Annotated in this window: 18 protein-coding genes, 1 tRNA gene and 1 pseudogene; 12 read left to right on the top strand and 8 right to left on the bottom strand. The window is 57.8% G+C overall.

Translation table 11 applies throughout. The features are described from left to right. Positions 1-77 precede the first annotated feature (77 nt). Together AC2FLZ_RS20295 and AC2FLZ_RS20290 are read right to left on the bottom strand one after the other, a co-directional pair. Positions 78-401: a DUF4440 domain-containing protein gene (locus AC2FLZ_RS20295; RefSeq protein WP_480555496.1), complete on the bottom strand. Its 324-nt coding sequence runs from the start codon at positions 399-401 to the stop codon at positions 78-80. Positions 402-497: 96 nt separating this feature from the next. Continuing rightward, complete coding sequence (locus AC2FLZ_RS20290) at positions 498-1382, bottom strand: LysR family transcriptional regulator (RefSeq protein WP_496882676.1); 885 nt, start codon at positions 1380-1382, stop codon at positions 498-500. 249 nt (positions 1383-1631) lie between these two features. Between AC2FLZ_RS20290 and AC2FLZ_RS20285 the strand changes: the two genes are divergently transcribed. From AC2FLZ_RS20285 to AC2FLZ_RS20275, 3 genes are read left to right on the top strand one after another with little or no spacing between them, the layout of a single operon-like run. Beyond that, entirely contained in the window at positions 1632-2054 is a 423-nt protein-coding gene (locus AC2FLZ_RS20285) for a hypothetical protein (RefSeq protein WP_496715960.1), read from the top strand. A gap of 40 nt (positions 2055-2094) precedes the next feature. Then, on the top strand, positions 2095-3678 hold the full coding sequence (locus AC2FLZ_RS20280) for a sulfatase-like hydrolase/transferase (protein WP_480521047.1): 1584 nt from the start codon (positions 2095-2097) through the stop codon (positions 3676-3678). Between the two features lie 60 nt (positions 3679-3738). Then, complete coding sequence (locus AC2FLZ_RS20275) at positions 3739-4539, top strand: outer membrane protein (protein ID WP_480521049.1); 801 nt, start codon at positions 3739-3741, stop codon at positions 4537-4539. Positions 4540-4663: 124 nt separating this feature from the next. On the opposite strand, the gene AC2FLZ_RS20270 is transcribed toward AC2FLZ_RS20275, so the two are convergent. Further along, positions 4664-4816, bottom strand: coding sequence for a hypothetical protein (locus AC2FLZ_RS20270; protein ID WP_496715956.1), 153 nt, complete (start codon positions 4814-4816; stop codon positions 4664-4666). A 71-nt stretch (positions 4817-4887) separates the two neighbouring features. Between AC2FLZ_RS20270 and AC2FLZ_RS20265 the strand changes: the two are divergent. The 4 genes and pseudogenes from AC2FLZ_RS20265 to AC2FLZ_RS20250 all read left to right on the top strand — a co-directional run. Continuing rightward, positions 4888-5052: pseudogene (locus AC2FLZ_RS20265) on the top strand (tyrosine-type recombinase/integrase); the annotation flags it as partial. Positions 5053-5249: 197 nt separating this feature from the next. After that, the gene (locus AC2FLZ_RS20260) at positions 5250-5519 is read left to right on the top strand and encodes a DUF3489 domain-containing protein (RefSeq protein WP_496882675.1); all 270 of its coding nucleotides are present in this window, start codon (positions 5250-5252) and stop codon (positions 5517-5519) included. Beyond that, on the top strand, positions 5516-5971 hold the full coding sequence (locus AC2FLZ_RS20255; RefSeq protein ID WP_496882674.1) for a DUF2924 domain-containing protein: 456 nt from the start codon (positions 5516-5518) through the stop codon (positions 5969-5971). The genes AC2FLZ_RS20260 and AC2FLZ_RS20255 overlap by 4 nt, the downstream gene beginning before the upstream one ends. Beyond that, positions 5968-7656 carry a recombinase family protein gene (locus AC2FLZ_RS20250; RefSeq protein ID WP_496882673.1) on the top strand — a complete coding sequence of 563 codons (1689 nt, stop codon included), beginning with the start codon at positions 5968-5970 and terminating at the stop codon, positions 7654-7656. The genes AC2FLZ_RS20255 and AC2FLZ_RS20250 overlap by 4 nt, the downstream gene beginning before the upstream one ends. 186 nt (positions 7657-7842) lie before the next feature. Here AC2FLZ_RS20250 and AC2FLZ_RS20245 read toward each other — a convergent pair. Further along, positions 7843-7926, bottom strand: a tRNA-Tyr gene (locus AC2FLZ_RS20245). Between the two features lie 116 nt (positions 7927-8042). On the opposite strand from AC2FLZ_RS20245, the gene rlmB reads away from it, so the two are divergent. The 4 genes from rlmB to AC2FLZ_RS20225 all read left to right on the top strand — a co-directional run bounded on the left by rlmB (position 8043) and on the right by AC2FLZ_RS20225 (position 10334). Further along, on the top strand, positions 8043-8813 hold the full coding sequence (gene rlmB, locus AC2FLZ_RS20240) for a 23S rRNA (guanosine(2251)-2'-O)-methyltransferase RlmB (RefSeq protein ID WP_496882672.1): 771 nt from the start codon (positions 8043-8045) through the stop codon (positions 8811-8813). Positions 8814-8828: 15 nt separating this feature from the next. Next, positions 8829-9110 carry a hypothetical protein gene (locus AC2FLZ_RS20235; protein WP_480517718.1) on the top strand — a complete coding sequence of 94 codons (282 nt, stop codon included), beginning with the start codon at positions 8829-8831 and terminating at the stop codon, positions 9108-9110. A gap of 104 nt (positions 9111-9214) precedes the next feature. Next, positions 9215-9667 (top strand): YHS domain-containing (seleno)protein, encoded by a 453-nt coding sequence (locus tag AC2FLZ_RS20230; RefSeq protein ID WP_480475885.1) that lies wholly within the window; start codon positions 9215-9217, stop codon positions 9665-9667. Between the two features lie 196 nt (positions 9668-9863). Then, on the top strand, positions 9864-10334 hold the full coding sequence (locus AC2FLZ_RS20225; RefSeq protein WP_480475887.1) for a CoA-binding protein: 471 nt from the start codon (positions 9864-9866) through the stop codon (positions 10332-10334). Here AC2FLZ_RS20225 and AC2FLZ_RS20220 read toward each other — a convergent pair. The 3 genes from AC2FLZ_RS20220 to hisF form a co-directional block, all read right to left on the bottom strand. Beyond that, positions 10331-10903 (bottom strand): hypothetical protein, encoded by a 573-nt coding sequence (locus AC2FLZ_RS20220; RefSeq protein ID WP_480516255.1) that lies wholly within the window; start codon positions 10901-10903, stop codon positions 10331-10333. The two genes, AC2FLZ_RS20225 and AC2FLZ_RS20220, sit on opposite strands and share 4 nt — an antisense overlap. Before the next feature lie 69 nt (positions 10904-10972). Further along, positions 10973-11290: a phosphoribosyl-ATP diphosphatase gene (locus AC2FLZ_RS20215; protein ID WP_480475891.1), complete on the bottom strand. Its 318-nt coding sequence runs from the start codon at positions 11288-11290 to the stop codon at positions 10973-10975. Next, positions 11287-12048 carry an imidazole glycerol phosphate synthase subunit HisF gene (gene hisF / locus AC2FLZ_RS20210; protein WP_480476924.1) on the bottom strand — a complete coding sequence of 254 codons (762 nt, stop codon included), beginning with the start codon at positions 12046-12048 and terminating at the stop codon, positions 11287-11289. Before hisF ends, AC2FLZ_RS20215 begins: the two co-directional genes overlap by 4 nt. A 117-nt stretch (positions 12049-12165) precedes the next feature. On the opposite strand from hisF, the gene AC2FLZ_RS20205 reads away from it, so the two are divergent. Further along, complete coding sequence (locus tag AC2FLZ_RS20205; RefSeq protein WP_480493785.1) at positions 12166-12612, top strand: DUF302 domain-containing protein; 447 nt, start codon at positions 12166-12168, stop codon at positions 12610-12612. Positions 12613-12616: 4 nt separating this feature from the next. Here AC2FLZ_RS20205 and hisA read toward each other — a convergent pair whose 3' ends face one another. Further along, the gene (gene hisA, locus AC2FLZ_RS20200; protein ID WP_480493786.1) at positions 12617-13336 is read right to left on the bottom strand and encodes a 1-(5-phosphoribosyl)-5-[(5-phosphoribosylamino)methylideneamino]imidazole-4-carboxamide isomerase; all 720 of its coding nucleotides are present in this window, start codon (positions 13334-13336) and stop codon (positions 12617-12619) included. Positions 13337-13447 lie beyond the last annotated feature (111 nt).

The following is a 13447-nucleotide window of genomic DNA, read 5'->3' as shown; positions in this document are numbered from 1 at the left end:
GTTCCTTTAATTCAATACCCTCCTTATTATCGCCCCCCAAAAAAGCACGCGCAGTTATCCGCCAGTATATACCCGCCTCACCCGATCGGTGTCGCGCCAGTTTCCATCCGATACAACTGTCCGTCCGATAGCAGCATCACCACCATCACTGACTCCTTGTCGCCGCTGGGAAATTCAATGAACTGGTGCGTGACGAGAATATCGTCGTTCTCATAGACGACGCGATAGTTCCGGCGTACCGGCCTTGGTCCGTCAGCGGACCAAATGTTTACCATTTCGGCCTTGTGCAGGTCTTTTCCAAGCTGATGGCGGACAAATGCGAAGTCGTCGTGAATCATGGCTTCAAATGCTTGCCTATCGCGAGCGTCAAAGGCGGCTTTCCATCTGGCGGAGAATTTCATGCACATCCTTTCGGCCGTAACCTCATCACCTTGCAACAGATATTGATGCTCCTTTTGGTGTTCCAACCATGATCTGCATCAAAACAGTGCTGGCACTCAGCGAGGGAGTATAGCTTTGCTGCGCACTTCGCGCCGGATGAAATCGATCAGCAGCCTCGTGCGCAAGGGTACAGCCGCGCTGGTAGAAAATACGATGTGCAGCGGGATGTTTGGCGGTTCCCACTCTGGCAGAACGCGCTCAAGCTGTCCGCTTGCCAGTTCTTTCGCCATCACCCACTCCGGCATCATTACGATCCCGGCACCGTTTCTCGCATATTCAACAAGCGTGTCGCCCTGATCGGCTGCAAACCCGCCTGCCACCACTACGTCTCGCTCCTTGCGCCCTTTAGTTAGACGCCATGTTTGTGTCGCGCGCATACGTGAGAATACGAGACATTTATGATTGGCCAAATCTTCGGGCTGATCCAGCCGTCCCGCTTGTTCCAGATACGAAGGCGCAGCTGCCAGGATCAGAGGGTTGGAGGATAGGCGTGATGCAACGAGTGCTGAGTCCTCCATGTGTCGTGCGCGAACAGCAACATCAATACCCTCACCTATGATGTCGATGTGATCCTCGGTCAGAAACGAGGCGACGCGTATTTCGGGATATTCCCGACAAAACGCGACCAGAAGCGGGGCGATCACCAGGCGCGACAGAACAGGTGACATGGAAAGGCGCACTGTGCCAGCGGGTGTTCCTGCATCGGTTCGAATGCGGGAATCCGCCGCGTCAACGTCTTCAAGGATTTGGAGGCAGCTCTCGAAATAGGTCTCCCCCAAAGCAGTTAGAGTGATGCCGCGCTGGTTGCGCCGCAGCAGTTGTGTGCCGAGATGTTTCTCCAACGCTGCGACCCTTTTGCTGATGGTGCCCTGCGCCATACCTTCCAGCCTTGCAGCTTCTTGGAAGCTCTTAGTCTGGGCGACTCGCACAAAGGCGCTCATTGCAAAAAGCTGATCCAATTATAAAATTCCTTTTTAGAATTTTAGTTATTCTAATTGAGATATTGATTTAATTGCATGCGTTATGCAACTTCGGTGGCAGCAATACAGCCAGTCAACTGAAATCAGGATCCAAGCGCAGACCTGCCGGAACCCCTTTGGCAGGTGCCGGGAGAGCTTTGTTTTCGGCCTTTCCGGACAACAAAATAGAAAGGAACCGGAGTGACAAAACTATCTGAACGACTCTCGGATTTGTCGATTCTGATCGGTGACGTCGAGGCGCGAGCAGAAGCCTTTTTCGCCGAAACCGGTGACAGGCGCGAGCAGCGTATCAAGGCGCTCAAAGACACTCTTCGAAGGCATCAAAGCCAAATGGAGTCGCGCATTCAATCGACTGAAAGCGAGATCGCAGTGGCCTGGCAAGACCTAGCCGAACGTCTAACAAAGCGCTCCGAAATGGCGCGCGCGCAGTTGGTTTCAATCAAAACACGGGCCGATGCCCATCTCGCAGATCGTTGCACCGCGCAACTTGAGCAAAACGCAGCTCTGGCATTGGACTTCGCGTTGGTTGCGATGGAAGATGCCGAGCTCTCCGCCCTTGAAGCAGTAGATGCGCGTCTTTTGGCAGACGAACTTGCACGTTTGTCGGACCTGGCAAAACAACGCTCCGATTGACCCGAACTCACCGACATGCTCAGTTCTAGGAGGCAATACGATGAATCTTCCCCACAAACTTGGGCTTACTACGGCCGTGTTCTTCGCCGGGGTCCAATCTACCCTTGCTATTGAACCCGATGGTCCGCACATGGCTCATTCTGAACGTAACGCTGCCGCTTGGGCTGCCGAAGACGAAGCCATTGACGCCAAGCTGGCTGAGCTGGAAGCTAAGTTCGGCAAGAAGCCCAACATCATATACATTCTAACCGACGATGTCGGCTGGGGCGAACTGGGTTGGCAAGGTGGTGGTAAGCACCGCGGAACACCCTCGGATGCTCTTGACCAGATGGCCTTTGAAGGAATGCGCTTCTGGTCGGGCTATGCTGAGCCCTCATGCACGCCCACACGGATTGCGATCAACACCGGTCGACACCCTGTGCGCACAGGCCTTTTGAGCGTGCTTTGGCCTGGCTCGGTGGAGGGGCTTTCTCCTGAAGAAGTCACCACTGCCGAGATTCTTTCGGAGGTAGGTTACAACACTGCCATGTGGGGCAAATGGCACCTCGGTGACCTGCCTGAACACGCGCCTGAGAATCAAGGTTATGACTATGCCTACTATGGCCTCTTCAACGGTGCTCCGGACTACTGGCAAGCCTCATACGAGGACCCGAACGGAACTTTCCCTTTTGCTGACTTCCCCGGCTACGATCAGTACGAGGAACTCACAGGGATCGACCTGTCCATCGGTGGCTATGTCGGTCGCAAGGGTGAGGGACGAACTCCTATCGAAGGCGTTGCAGGTGACCTTTCCCCCGAGCGTCAAGAAGCCTTTGAAAACGAGTCCATCGCTCAGATCACCCAATTCGTAAAAGATCACGCCAACGACGAGAATCCCTTTTACATCTACTGGGCTTCCTACGCGCAGCAGATTGCGCCAAGCCAAGAGTTTGCAGACGTCGATCACGTGGACAAGAACAATCGCCAAGCGTCGTTCATGGCGATGCATAACCAGCATGTCGATCAGCTTTTGACGACGCTGAAGGCTGAGGGCATTGCCGAGAATACATTGGTTGTCTGGACCAGCGACAACGGGCCAATGTACGCCTTCTGGCCAACTGCCGGTTACACGCTTCTGCGTGGTGCCAAAGGGGACGTACTAGAAGGTGGTGTGCGCGTGCCAGTAATGGCCTGGTGGCCGGGTATGATCGAGCCAGGTCAGCATCCGACGGATATTGTGCACGTGACCGATTGGTTTACCACGGCTGCGCGTATCGGTGGTGCGATGGACCTGATACCCGACGACCGGATCACCGACGGTGTGGATCAGACTTCACTTCTTCTGAACGGTGAAGGCCACGGACGTCGCCAGTTCATGGCTCACTACAGCGCCGACACGCTTGGAGCCTTCCGCTTCGAAGATCACAAGATCCACATCACCGAGGGGCATGGCGGTCTGCCTGGCATGGATTTCTACAATGTCATGCGCGATCCCGGCGAGAAGTATGGGGCGCTCTACCCAGGTCTATGGGTGGTGCAGCCAATGCAGCAGATCCTGCAACAGCACATGGGTCGTGTAGAGCAGTTCCCGCACCGCGCCCCAATGACCCCAGAAGAGGCCCGCCTCAGCGCCGAAGGTCATTGAAACAGGTTGGCGGGTCATCCCTGAGATGGCCCGCTTCGCTTCCATTCTTAGGACAAGACAATGAAAACCACTTTGCTCAATACTGCCATCACCATTGCGCTTCTAAGCGTTGGTACGGCCGCCCAATCCGAGGCAATTCCCCTCAGCGGCCAGAGTGAAACAGAATGGCGTCACACCCTTTCGATCTACGCGTTTCTACCGGTTAAAACAAAGGGAGACTCAACGGTTGCAGGAACAACCGTTCCACTCGATCTCGATTTTGGCGATGCACTGGAACTCCTTGATTTCGCCGCAGCCGGTAGATTCGAAGCCTGGCGCGCCGATTGGGGTTTCATAATTGACGCCAACTATGTTTCGCTTGAAGCCGATGGCAGCTTGCCCACACCTGGAAGCGCCTCGTTCAGCGCTGATATTCGTCAAGAATGGCTGGGTTTATATGCAGCGTACAAGGCCGTTGACGCAATCAGGGGGAATGGGCAGCGCTACGCCATCGATCTACAGGCTGGCGCGCGCTACAACTCGTTGCGTCAGGAGATTACAGTAACATCTCCGGCACCAATCCCTGTGTTGGGCGGCGATGAAGGCTGGTGGGAACCGGTAATCGGTGCACGTGGCACTTGGGTGCTTAACGAGCGGTGGACTGCAATTGCATCCTTGGAGCTTGGCGGCTTTGGCGCAGGCGGCAACGACCTGCAAATCGGAGCCAATGTTGGTGTAGATTGGCGTCCGTGGGAGACAACTTCGCTGTTCTTTGGGTGGCGATATTTCAGCATGGACTACAGCGACACGCTGTCCACGGGGGCGTTCGAATATGACGTCGATCAGCACGGGCCGGTTCTTGGAGTCAAATTCAGGTTCTGATTTGGGTCTATACAGCCAGTTTTGTGATTTTGATTGGTAGATCTGACGCTCTTAGAGATTATCAAAATTCCGCCAAAGACAAAGTATTTGTATGGCGGCTTCGTCCCGCGACTCAGTCATTCGCCTAGCCCATCGCGCTGCGCAGCGCGCCAACGGCCGGTTCGGTGAAGCTGCATTGCAGCGACGCGGCGACCGAGGAGAGATCGCAATCGGCTGCCTCTTTCACAAGCGATGTCCGCAAACCGCGCATCGCGTCGGTTTCTGCGCGATTCAGCATAGTCTGCACCGGGCTCAATGCAGCCTCCGAACACTTTTAGCAAATGGCGACTTTGTCGCTTTAAGCAGCCGTATGGCACACACTCGCTACGGCGTACCAAGGCTGCGCTGATCTACCGCAAGACCGGCAACCTGCGCGCAGTGCAGCTTTTACTCGGCCACAGCAAGGTGGACAGCACAGTTCGATACTTAGGCGTCGAGCTGGAAGACGCGCTGAATATCGCTGAATATCGCTGAAAAGATCGACATATGATGACCAAGCGGGCGGCGACAACTGCCCGCCATTCCTGGCGTTTGAATGCCGATCTTCCACTGGACTTCTGGGCAAGGGTGAGCGTCACTGAGGTTGTTGAACGAATTGAACCTCCCGCCCGGAACGCCGGGCTTTGGTCAGTACGGGCGCGAGAAAGCCCCGCGACCAACAGGAGAGGATAATGACCGAACAAATTACTGGGGCTCTTTCCACCGCCCCCGCGACGTCCACGTCGGCAAAGCCAGCGGGCAAGAGTAAGACCGAGATGCTGCGCAAACTGCTAGCGCGCCGCACCGGGGCAACAGTTGTGCAGATCCAAAAGCAGTTGGGCTGGCAGCCGCATACGATACGCGCGGCGATCTCGCAGCTGCGGTCGTCAGGCGTACCTGTCGAACTTGACCGGTCGGGCAGGGTGGCCCGCTACCGTATCATGCCCGGGGAAGGACAATGACGTTGACCGTGACCGCCCCCGATATCTGCCGACTGGCAGAAGCCGACGCCGCAACGCTGCGCCGGATCTGGCTGGAGACAAGGGGCACCGCGCCGCCCAAAACCTTTACCGCGCGCTTAATGCGGTTGTCGCTGGCATGCGACGCACAAGCTGTTTCGGCGGGAGGCGAGAACGCCCTTGCACGCCGTGCCTGGAAGCGGGTCATCCGGGCACGGATTGACTCGCGTTCCCTGAAAAGCCGCGGGGGCGCCGTGCCAGCAACGGTTGGTGATGGCACTCGCATCTTGAAGGACTGGGGCGGGAAGATGCATGAAGTGCTGATCACAGCGGATGGCGGTGCGACATGGAACGGCCAGAGCTATTCCTCGCTGTCGGCGGTGGCGCGGGCGATGACCGGGACCAACCGCAACGGACCCAGGTTCTTCGGGTTGCGCGAGGTCGCAAAGCCATGATCCGCCAACGCTGTGCCATCTACACCCGCAAGTCGACTGAGGAGGGGCTGGAGCAGGACTTCAACTCGCTGGATGCGCAACGTGAGGCCTGTGCGGCCTATATACTCAGCCAGAAGCACGAGGGCTGGGCAGAGCTCTCCGATCGCTATGACGATGGCGGGTTCTCCGGCGGATCCATGGACCGACCCGGAATTACAAAATTGCTTAACGATGTTGAGGCAGGCCGAGTCGACGTCATTGTTGTCTACAAGGTTGACCGCCTGACCCGGTCGCTGGCGGACTTTGCGAAGATGGTCGATCTCTTCGACGAGGCAGGGGTGTCGTTCGTGTCGGTCACCCAAGCCTTCAATACAACCTCGTCGATGGGTCGCCTGACCCTTAACGTCCTATTGTCATTCGCCCAGTTCGAGCGTGAGGTGACGGCTGAGCGTATCCGGGACAAGGTTGCAGCTTCCAAACGTAAGGGGATGTGGATGGGGGGCGCGGTGCCAATGGGGTACGACGTCAACGATAAAGCGTTGATTGTTAACCCGGTTGAGGCCGAAGCGATCCGCACCTTATTTGCCGAGTACCTGGCGGTCGGATCGGTACGCGAACTGTCCGACAGGCTCGACGCCCTCGGTATCGTAAGCAAACGCCGGACCGACCGATACGGTCGCACGACGGGAGGTACGTCCTTCTCTCGTGGCGCGCTCTACAACATCCTGCGCAACCCCGTCTACATCGGCAAGACCCGTCACAAGTATGAGTTCCATGATGGTTTACATAAGGCCATCATAGACGAAGCTACCTGGCGGCAGGTGCAGGAGCTGCTTGCAAGCCACGGTGGCAACAAGAGCGCAACGTCCCGACGGTCGGCTCGGCGCCTGCTGGACGGGCTGCTCTTTGATACCGTGGGCCGTCCAATGCGCACGACCTACGCCATCAAGTCTGCGCACAAGGGTGGAACCACCCAATCGCGGCGGTACTGGTATTACACGTCAACGCCGTCCAGCTCAGACAACCAAGGCAGTATCGAACGATTGCCCGCAGGAGAAGTCGAGCGGCTGGTTCTGAGTGGGCTCAAGACCCGCCTGGACGATCAGTCATGGCTGACCCGGCAGATCAGATCGGCTGTCGATTTGGATCCTTCATCGATCACGGACATCCTTCGGGCAGCGGATTCTCTGAGCAACCAGATTGCCGATGAGGGTGAACACACAGATGCACATCACCTCAATGGCCTGGTTGATCGCATGGATTTGTCAAAGGAACAGTTTTGTGTTCGGTTGGATTTAGGTGCGTTACAGCCAACTGAGAACGCGAAACTACCAGTCCATGCCGCCTTCGAGGTCCCGTTCCAAAAGCGTCAGACCGGACGGGCGAGGCCGATCATCATTGCGTCGCCCGATGCGCCTCAGCCGGATCAGGGCCTCATCAACCTTGTCGCTGATGCGAGACGATGGTGGGCCGAACTTCTTGACGGCACGTCCGGCAGCATTCGCGAAATCGAAGACCGCGAAGGGCTCCGAAGTGGATCGATCAGTCGCATCCTGCCACTTGCCTGGCTGGCACCGGATATTTCAACGGCCATTCTCGAGGGTTGTCAGCCAAAACATCTCACAGCAATGAAGTTGCGTAGCCTTCCGGAATTACCGCTGGACTGGGATGAACAGCGGAAGAGTCTGGGCTTTCCGCATCAATAGCGCATCCAGGCCTGCCCTAAGACCTCACGCGCGAATGCCCCGCTGAGACTTCTGCCGATATCGCGCAGAAATGGCCCGGATCAGAGACCAAATGCGAGGTCTCTACCGCCGTCGCCCCTCGTAACCCACGGAAAAATAAACACTACGCGGGAGGGACGCGTATGCCAAGGTTTTGTGGAGACTGAGTGGTGGGCGACCCTGGAATCGAACCAGGCGTGCGTCTCCGCGAGGGAGTTACAGTCCCCTGCCACACCTTGCGGCCTGTCGCCCACTGTCAGGCGTTGCACCTGACGTGGAGGCGTGATTACTAGCGCACCAAAGGAGCGTCAACAGGAAAATTTCCCTTTGGCGCAGGAAACCGAATTCCCGGCCCGGAGGCCCTTGAAATGAAGAAACCCAAATGGGTCGTCGAAAAGGAACAGGCGCGCAAAGCTGCCGCTGCAGAAACCGTCTGGCTGTTTGGCCTGCACGCGGTTCGCGATGCGCTGATGAACCCAAAACGGCAAAAACTACACCTGATGGTGACGCGGAATGCATGCGATAAACTGGCGGAAGCTATTGAATTTGCTGGGATCGAGGCCGAGATAGTCGACCCGCGCAAGTTTTCTGCCCCCATCGATGCCGGATCAGTACATCAGGGCGCAGCGCTAGAGGTCAAGCCGTTGGAATGGGGTAGTCTGGCAGATAACTGCATCGGTCGTGAAAACCCTCGTGTCATTCTGCTGGACCGGGTCACCGACCCGCACAATGTTGGGGCGATTCTGCGCTCGGCCGAAGTTCTGGGGGCCAGTGCTGTGATCGGCACACGCCACCACTCCGCGCCCGAGACCGGAGCACTGGCAAAAACCGCCAGCGGCGCGCTTGAGCGGCAGCCCTATCTGCGGGTGCGCAACCTTTCGGACGCGATTGTCGAGCTTCAGGGCATGGGCTTTCTGGTTCTTGGGCTGGACGGAGAAGCCGACGTGACAATCGAAGGCGCTTTGGGCACTGGCCGGAACCGTCCCGTCGCGCTTGCGCTGGGCGCGGAAGGTCCAGGATTGCGGCAGAAGACAAAGGAAACCGTGGATCAGTTGGTTAAAATTGACGCAGCCGGGGGATTTGGTTCCCTGAACGTCTCAAATGCTGCGGCAATCGCCTTATATGCATCGCGACCCTGAATAAAGGAGAGCGTCATTCCCGGTCCTGCCAAAATCGCGACCTGCTGTTATTGCGGCACCCGGGCTGCCCTGATCCTGAAAGGCAAGGAACGGCACGAGCTTAGCTGTTCCAGCTGTGGGGCACCGCTGCACGACCTGAAGATGTTGCCCGTGCGGAAAGTACTCAAACCCGAACCGATGCGCGCCGCTGTGTCTCATACTGCCCCTCGGAAAACAAAGCGCAAAAAGAGGAAAAAGACCATGCTTGCGCGCGTGTTCGATGAAGCATGGGACGTGATCGAAGACGTCTTTGACTAAGTTTCAATTGGCGGACACTCATTCACAACCGCGTCAACAGGGGTTTCGAAAAGCGCGAAAAGTTGCATCTTGATGGTCTTGAATGTGCAGATTCCAATGTGACGATGCTGAACCGACGTACTCTTCTTTGCTCGCTGAGCACTGTGCTGCTTGCCCCTGCCGTATTTGCGCAGGACAAACCCGTGTATTACGCCACTGATGGTGTGGCGTTGGCGGGGTATGATCCCGTGTCATATTTTGGCAGCGATGCGCCCTCAAAAGGGGTGCCCGAAAATGCGGTCATGTGGAAAGGTGCCCGGTGGCATTTCAAATCGCAGACAAATCGTGAGCTCTTCGAGGGCAATCCGCGCGCCTTTGCGCCGCAGTTCGGCGGCTATTGCTCGTACGGGATGGCGATGGGCGTGCTGAAAAGCACAGATCCCAATGCGTGGCAGGTGGTCGATGGGCGTCTTTACCTGACGCATTCGCCCGAGGTCGAGGAAATCTGGCAGCAGGATCAAACAGGGTACATTGCGATGGCCGAAGAAAATTGGCCCGCAATTCTCTACGGAAGATAGGTAAAGTTCAGCTAATTGTGAAAAGTCATCACAAAAATGCGCCGCCCCTCTTTTTTTTAATAGATCCATGCTTAAATGTCACAGTGACCGCGGAACGGAACTGCCGCGGGTCATTTCACTGTCCCTCGTTCCAACAACTGGCGCCCAAGCTTTCTTGGGCGCTTTTTTCTTTTTGGAACGCTGTTAAGGATAGGGCATGCCAGATTATTCCGATCAGTACCTCAAGGCCATTTTGCAACGCACCAAGACGGTGGCCGTTGTCGGCGTTTCCATGAACCCGGTGCGACCCAGCTATTACGTGGCGCGCTATTTGTCGCTGAAAGGGTTCAAGGTGATTCCCGTCAATCCGGGCCACGCGGGCAATGACCTGTTTGGTCAGACGGTTTGCGGCAGCCTGTCAGAAATTTCCGAGCCTGTGGACATGGTGGACATTTTTCGGCGGTCCGAGGCCGTGCCACCTATTGTGGACGAGGCGCTGGATGCGTTTCCGTCGCTCGGTACGATCTGGATGCAGATTGGTGTGGAACACCCTGAAGCGGCGGCAAAGGCCAAGGCCCGTGGGGTCGATGTGGTGATGAACCGCTGCCCCAAAATTGAATATCAGCGCCTGTTTGGCGAATTGCGCATGGGTGGATTTTCGACCGGGATCATTTCGTCCAAGCTTTAGGGTTTGGCGGGGACGTAAGGTTTCAGGCGGGCGACCTGTTCCTTCCGCCGCTTTTCCAGCACCACGTCGCGCGGGACCCAGTCATACCGGGTATCCTCGACCAGCGGAGACCAGAACAACACGCCGCCATAACGCCACGGGTCCAATACGACACCGTCATACAGCGTCGCGCCTTTACGGCTGATGATTGCGGTGCTGTGGTCGATCCGCGTCGGGTTGTCCGCGTTTGCGATGGCACGGTGCAGATCCAGCGTCCGGAAGTTTTCCTGTTTCAGCCGCCGCTCGATATCCTCGGCCCAATGCCAGCACAGCCCACGCGGGCGCAGCCCCTTGTTGACCTTCATATTATGGATCAGGGGCGGGTCTGTGATCTGGTATTCCTCGACCAGCTGGGCGGTATAGGCGTAAGCAATTCCCGCCGCGCGTCGGGCCTCCTCGGGGTCGATATCCGGGCCAAGGCCCTGAATCTCCGAGGCGAGCCGCTGCACCTCATCCCCGGTCGAGCGCGGCGGCGAGGTGCAGCCAGCCACGATGGCAAGGGTTGCCACAAGCATCAAAACTCGGATCATATCGCGCCTTCAGCCTGACAGTCTGGCATCCGATTATAACGGCACAGGCGACGGTGCGGAACCCGGGCCTTACCCTTTGGGGCGGGCAGCCTTTTCGGCGATACCACTGGTGCCCTGACGGCGGTCCAGCTCGGCCAGAACATCATCCAGCGCCACGTCCCGCGCGGCCAGCATGACCAGAAGGTGATACAACACGTCCGCCGCTTCCGAGGTCAGCTTAACCTGATCCCCTTTTACGGCTTCGATGATGGCCTCTATGGCCTCTTCACCAAATTTCTCGGCGCATTTCTCAGGGCCTTTCGCAAGTAGCTTGGCCGTCCAGCTGCTGTCGGGATCAGCCCCCTTGCGTGCCTCGATCGTGGCGGCCAGATCGTGCAAGATGCTCATGTCAACCTCATGGGGATGCCAGCTGCGACCATATGTTCCTTGGCCTCGCGGATGGTGTATTCGCCGAAATGGAAAATCGATGCCGCCAATACGGCGCTTGCGCCGCCCTTGGTGACGCCCTCGACCAGATGGTCCAGAGTGCCAACACCGCCCGAGGCGATCACGGGCACATCTACCGCGTCGGAAATGGCGCGGGTCAGCGGCAGGTTGAACCCGGATTTGGTGCCGTCGCGGTCCATTGAGGTCAGCAGGATTTCACCGGCCCCCTTGGCGACCACGGCTCTTGCAAAGGCAACCGCATCAATGCCGGTGGGTTTGCGCCCGCCATGGGTAAAGATTTCCCACTTGCCGGGGCTGACGGTCTTGGCGTCGATGGCGCAGACAATGCATTGACTGCCGAACTGATCTGCCGCTTCGGCAATCACGTCCGGGTTGGCAACCGCGGCCGAGTTGAAGCTGACCTTGTCCGCCCCCGCCAGCAGCAAGGCGCGCACATCGTCTTTTGTTCGCACCCCACCGCCCACGGTCAGCGGCACGAAACACTGTTCCGCCGTGCGCTGCACCACATCGAACATGGTGCCGCGATTCTCATGGGTCGCGTGAATGTCGAGAAAGCAGATCTCGTCCGCTCCGGCTGCATCATAGGCTTTGGCCGATTCCACCGGGTCGCCCGCATCGCGCAGGCCCACGAAATTCACGCCTTTGACCACACGGCCATCAGCAACATCAAGGCAGGGAATGATCCGGGTTTTCAGCATAGGATATCCTTTACGGGCGCACCTCTAGCGGCAAAGCCTTGCCGATGCCAGACTTGTGATTGTGAGCGGTCTCAAATCTGTGAGAATTGGGGTGAATTTCACAGAAGGAATATCGATATGCGTAGACTGATTCTGGCTTATGTTTTTTCGTTCGGAGGCGCGCTGACCGCTATGGCAGATGATCTGATCAAGGTTCAAACCGACAAATCCGTGGCCGAGGCGCTGGACGCGCTTGAAGCTGCTGTCGGAAATGCAGGCGCAACCGTGTTTGCCCGCATCGACCACGCGGCCGGGGCGGAAAAGATCGGCACGCCCATTCCCGCCAATCAGGTACTGATTTTCGGCAACCCTGCGCTGGGTACGCCAGCCATGCAGATCGACCCGCGTGCCGGGCTGTTTCTGCCTCTCAAGGTGCAGGCTTACGAAGACGCCAATGGCCAGGTGTGGCTGATCTATGAAGACCCGAAAGAGACATTGGACGACCTGAACGATGTCGACAAATCACCGGTCATCGAAAAGATGCGCGGTGCGCTGGCCAAGCTGACCGCCGCAGCCGCGCAATAACCGATCACGACAGGGCGCGGATGGCCTCGGCCAGGTCAATCGCGCCATCATAAAGCGCCCGACCCGAAATCGCGCCGTTCAGCGCAACGCCACAATCGCGCAGGGCGATCAGGTCGTCCAGCGAACTGACACCGCCTGAGGCGATCACCGGGATGGAAACGGCCTGTGCCAGGGCAGCGGTCGCTTCGATGTTCGGGCCCTGCATGGCACCGTCGCGATTGATATCGGTGTAGATGATTGCCGCAACGCCTGCGTCTTCGAAACTACGGGCCAGATCGGTGACCTGAACGTCGGTCTCTTCGGCCCAGCCCTTGGTGGCCACCATGCCGTTGCGTGCGTCGATTCCGACGGCGACCTTGCCGGGAAAGGCTTTGGCTGCTTCGCGCACAAGGTCGGGGTTTTCGACAGCGACAGTGCCCAAAATGACCCGCGCCAGCCCTTTCTCGATCCAGGTTTCGATCGTGGCCATGTCACGGATGCCGCCGCCCAGTTGCGCAGGCACCTTGCACGCTTTCAGAATTGCCTCAACCGGCGCTGCGTTGACCGGCTCGCCTGCGAATGCGCCGTTCAGGTCGACCAGATGCAGCCATTCGCACCCTGCCTCGACAAAAGCACGGGCCTGAGCGGCCGGGTCTTCGTTGAACACGGTGGCCTTGTCCATTTCACCACGCAGCAGGCGTACGGCATTGCCGTCTTTGAGGTCGATGGCGGGGTAGAGGATCATGTCGGGCGGCCCTATATCACTGTTACACGCGCGGGATATCGCACAAGCAGGGCAGGGGATGCAACGCGACGCTGGGTCATTCTTGCCCGTCGCCCACCGGCGGGTCAGACT

Source organism: Ruegeria sp. YKSF131 (assembly GCF_059612645.1).
Note: the sequence above shows the minus strand (reverse complement) of the source record. Positions and strands in the feature narration are given on the sequence as shown.

What these genes read in the sequence shown, in the direction of transcription:
- AC2FLZ_RS20295 (WP_480555496.1), bottom strand. Translation starts at nt 401, where the DNA reads ATGAAATTCTCCGCCAGATGGAAAGCCGCCTTTGACGCTCGCGATAGG.
- AC2FLZ_RS20290 (WP_496882676.1), bottom strand. Translation starts at nt 1,382, where the DNA reads ATGAGCGCCTTTGTGCGAGTCGCCCAGACTAAGAGCTTCCAAGAAGCT.
- AC2FLZ_RS20280 (WP_480521047.1), top strand. Translation starts at nt 2,095, where the DNA reads ATGAATCTTCCCCACAAACTTGGGCTTACTACGGCCGTGTTCTTCGCC.
- AC2FLZ_RS20275 (WP_480521049.1), top strand. Translation starts at nt 3,739, where the DNA reads ATGAAAACCACTTTGCTCAATACTGCCATCACCATTGCGCTTCTAAGC.
- AC2FLZ_RS20270 (WP_496715956.1), bottom strand. Translation starts at nt 4,816, where the DNA reads ATGCTGAATCGCGCAGAAACCGACGCGATGCGCGGTTTGCGGACATCG.
- AC2FLZ_RS20260 (WP_496882675.1), top strand. Translation starts at nt 5,250, where the DNA reads ATGACCGAACAAATTACTGGGGCTCTTTCCACCGCCCCCGCGACGTCC.
- AC2FLZ_RS20255 (WP_496882674.1), top strand. Translation starts at nt 5,516, where the DNA reads ATGACGTTGACCGTGACCGCCCCCGATATCTGCCGACTGGCAGAAGCC.
- AC2FLZ_RS20250 (WP_496882673.1), top strand. Translation starts at nt 5,968, where the DNA reads ATGATCCGCCAACGCTGTGCCATCTACACCCGCAAGTCGACTGAGGAG.
- rlmB (WP_496882672.1), top strand. Translation starts at nt 8,043, where the DNA reads ATGAAGAAACCCAAATGGGTCGTCGAAAAGGAACAGGCGCGCAAAGCT.
- AC2FLZ_RS20230 (WP_480475885.1), top strand. Translation starts at nt 9,215, where the DNA reads ATGCTGAACCGACGTACTCTTCTTTGCTCGCTGAGCACTGTGCTGCTT.
- AC2FLZ_RS20225 (WP_480475887.1), top strand. Translation starts at nt 9,864, where the DNA reads ATGCCAGATTATTCCGATCAGTACCTCAAGGCCATTTTGCAACGCACC.
- AC2FLZ_RS20220 (WP_480516255.1), bottom strand. Translation starts at nt 10,903, where the DNA reads ATGATCCGAGTTTTGATGCTTGTGGCAACCCTTGCCATCGTGGCTGGC.
- AC2FLZ_RS20215 (WP_480475891.1), bottom strand. Translation starts at nt 11,290, where the DNA reads ATGAGCATCTTGCACGATCTGGCCGCCACGATCGAGGCACGCAAGGGG.
- hisF (WP_480476924.1), bottom strand. Translation starts at nt 12,048, where the DNA reads ATGCTGAAAACCCGGATCATTCCCTGCCTTGATGTTGCTGATGGCCGT.
- AC2FLZ_RS20205 (WP_480493785.1), top strand. Translation starts at nt 12,166, where the DNA reads ATGCGTAGACTGATTCTGGCTTATGTTTTTTCGTTCGGAGGCGCGCTG.
- hisA (WP_480493786.1), bottom strand. Translation starts at nt 13,336, where the DNA reads ATGATCCTCTACCCCGCCATCGACCTCAAAGACGGCAATGCCGTACGC.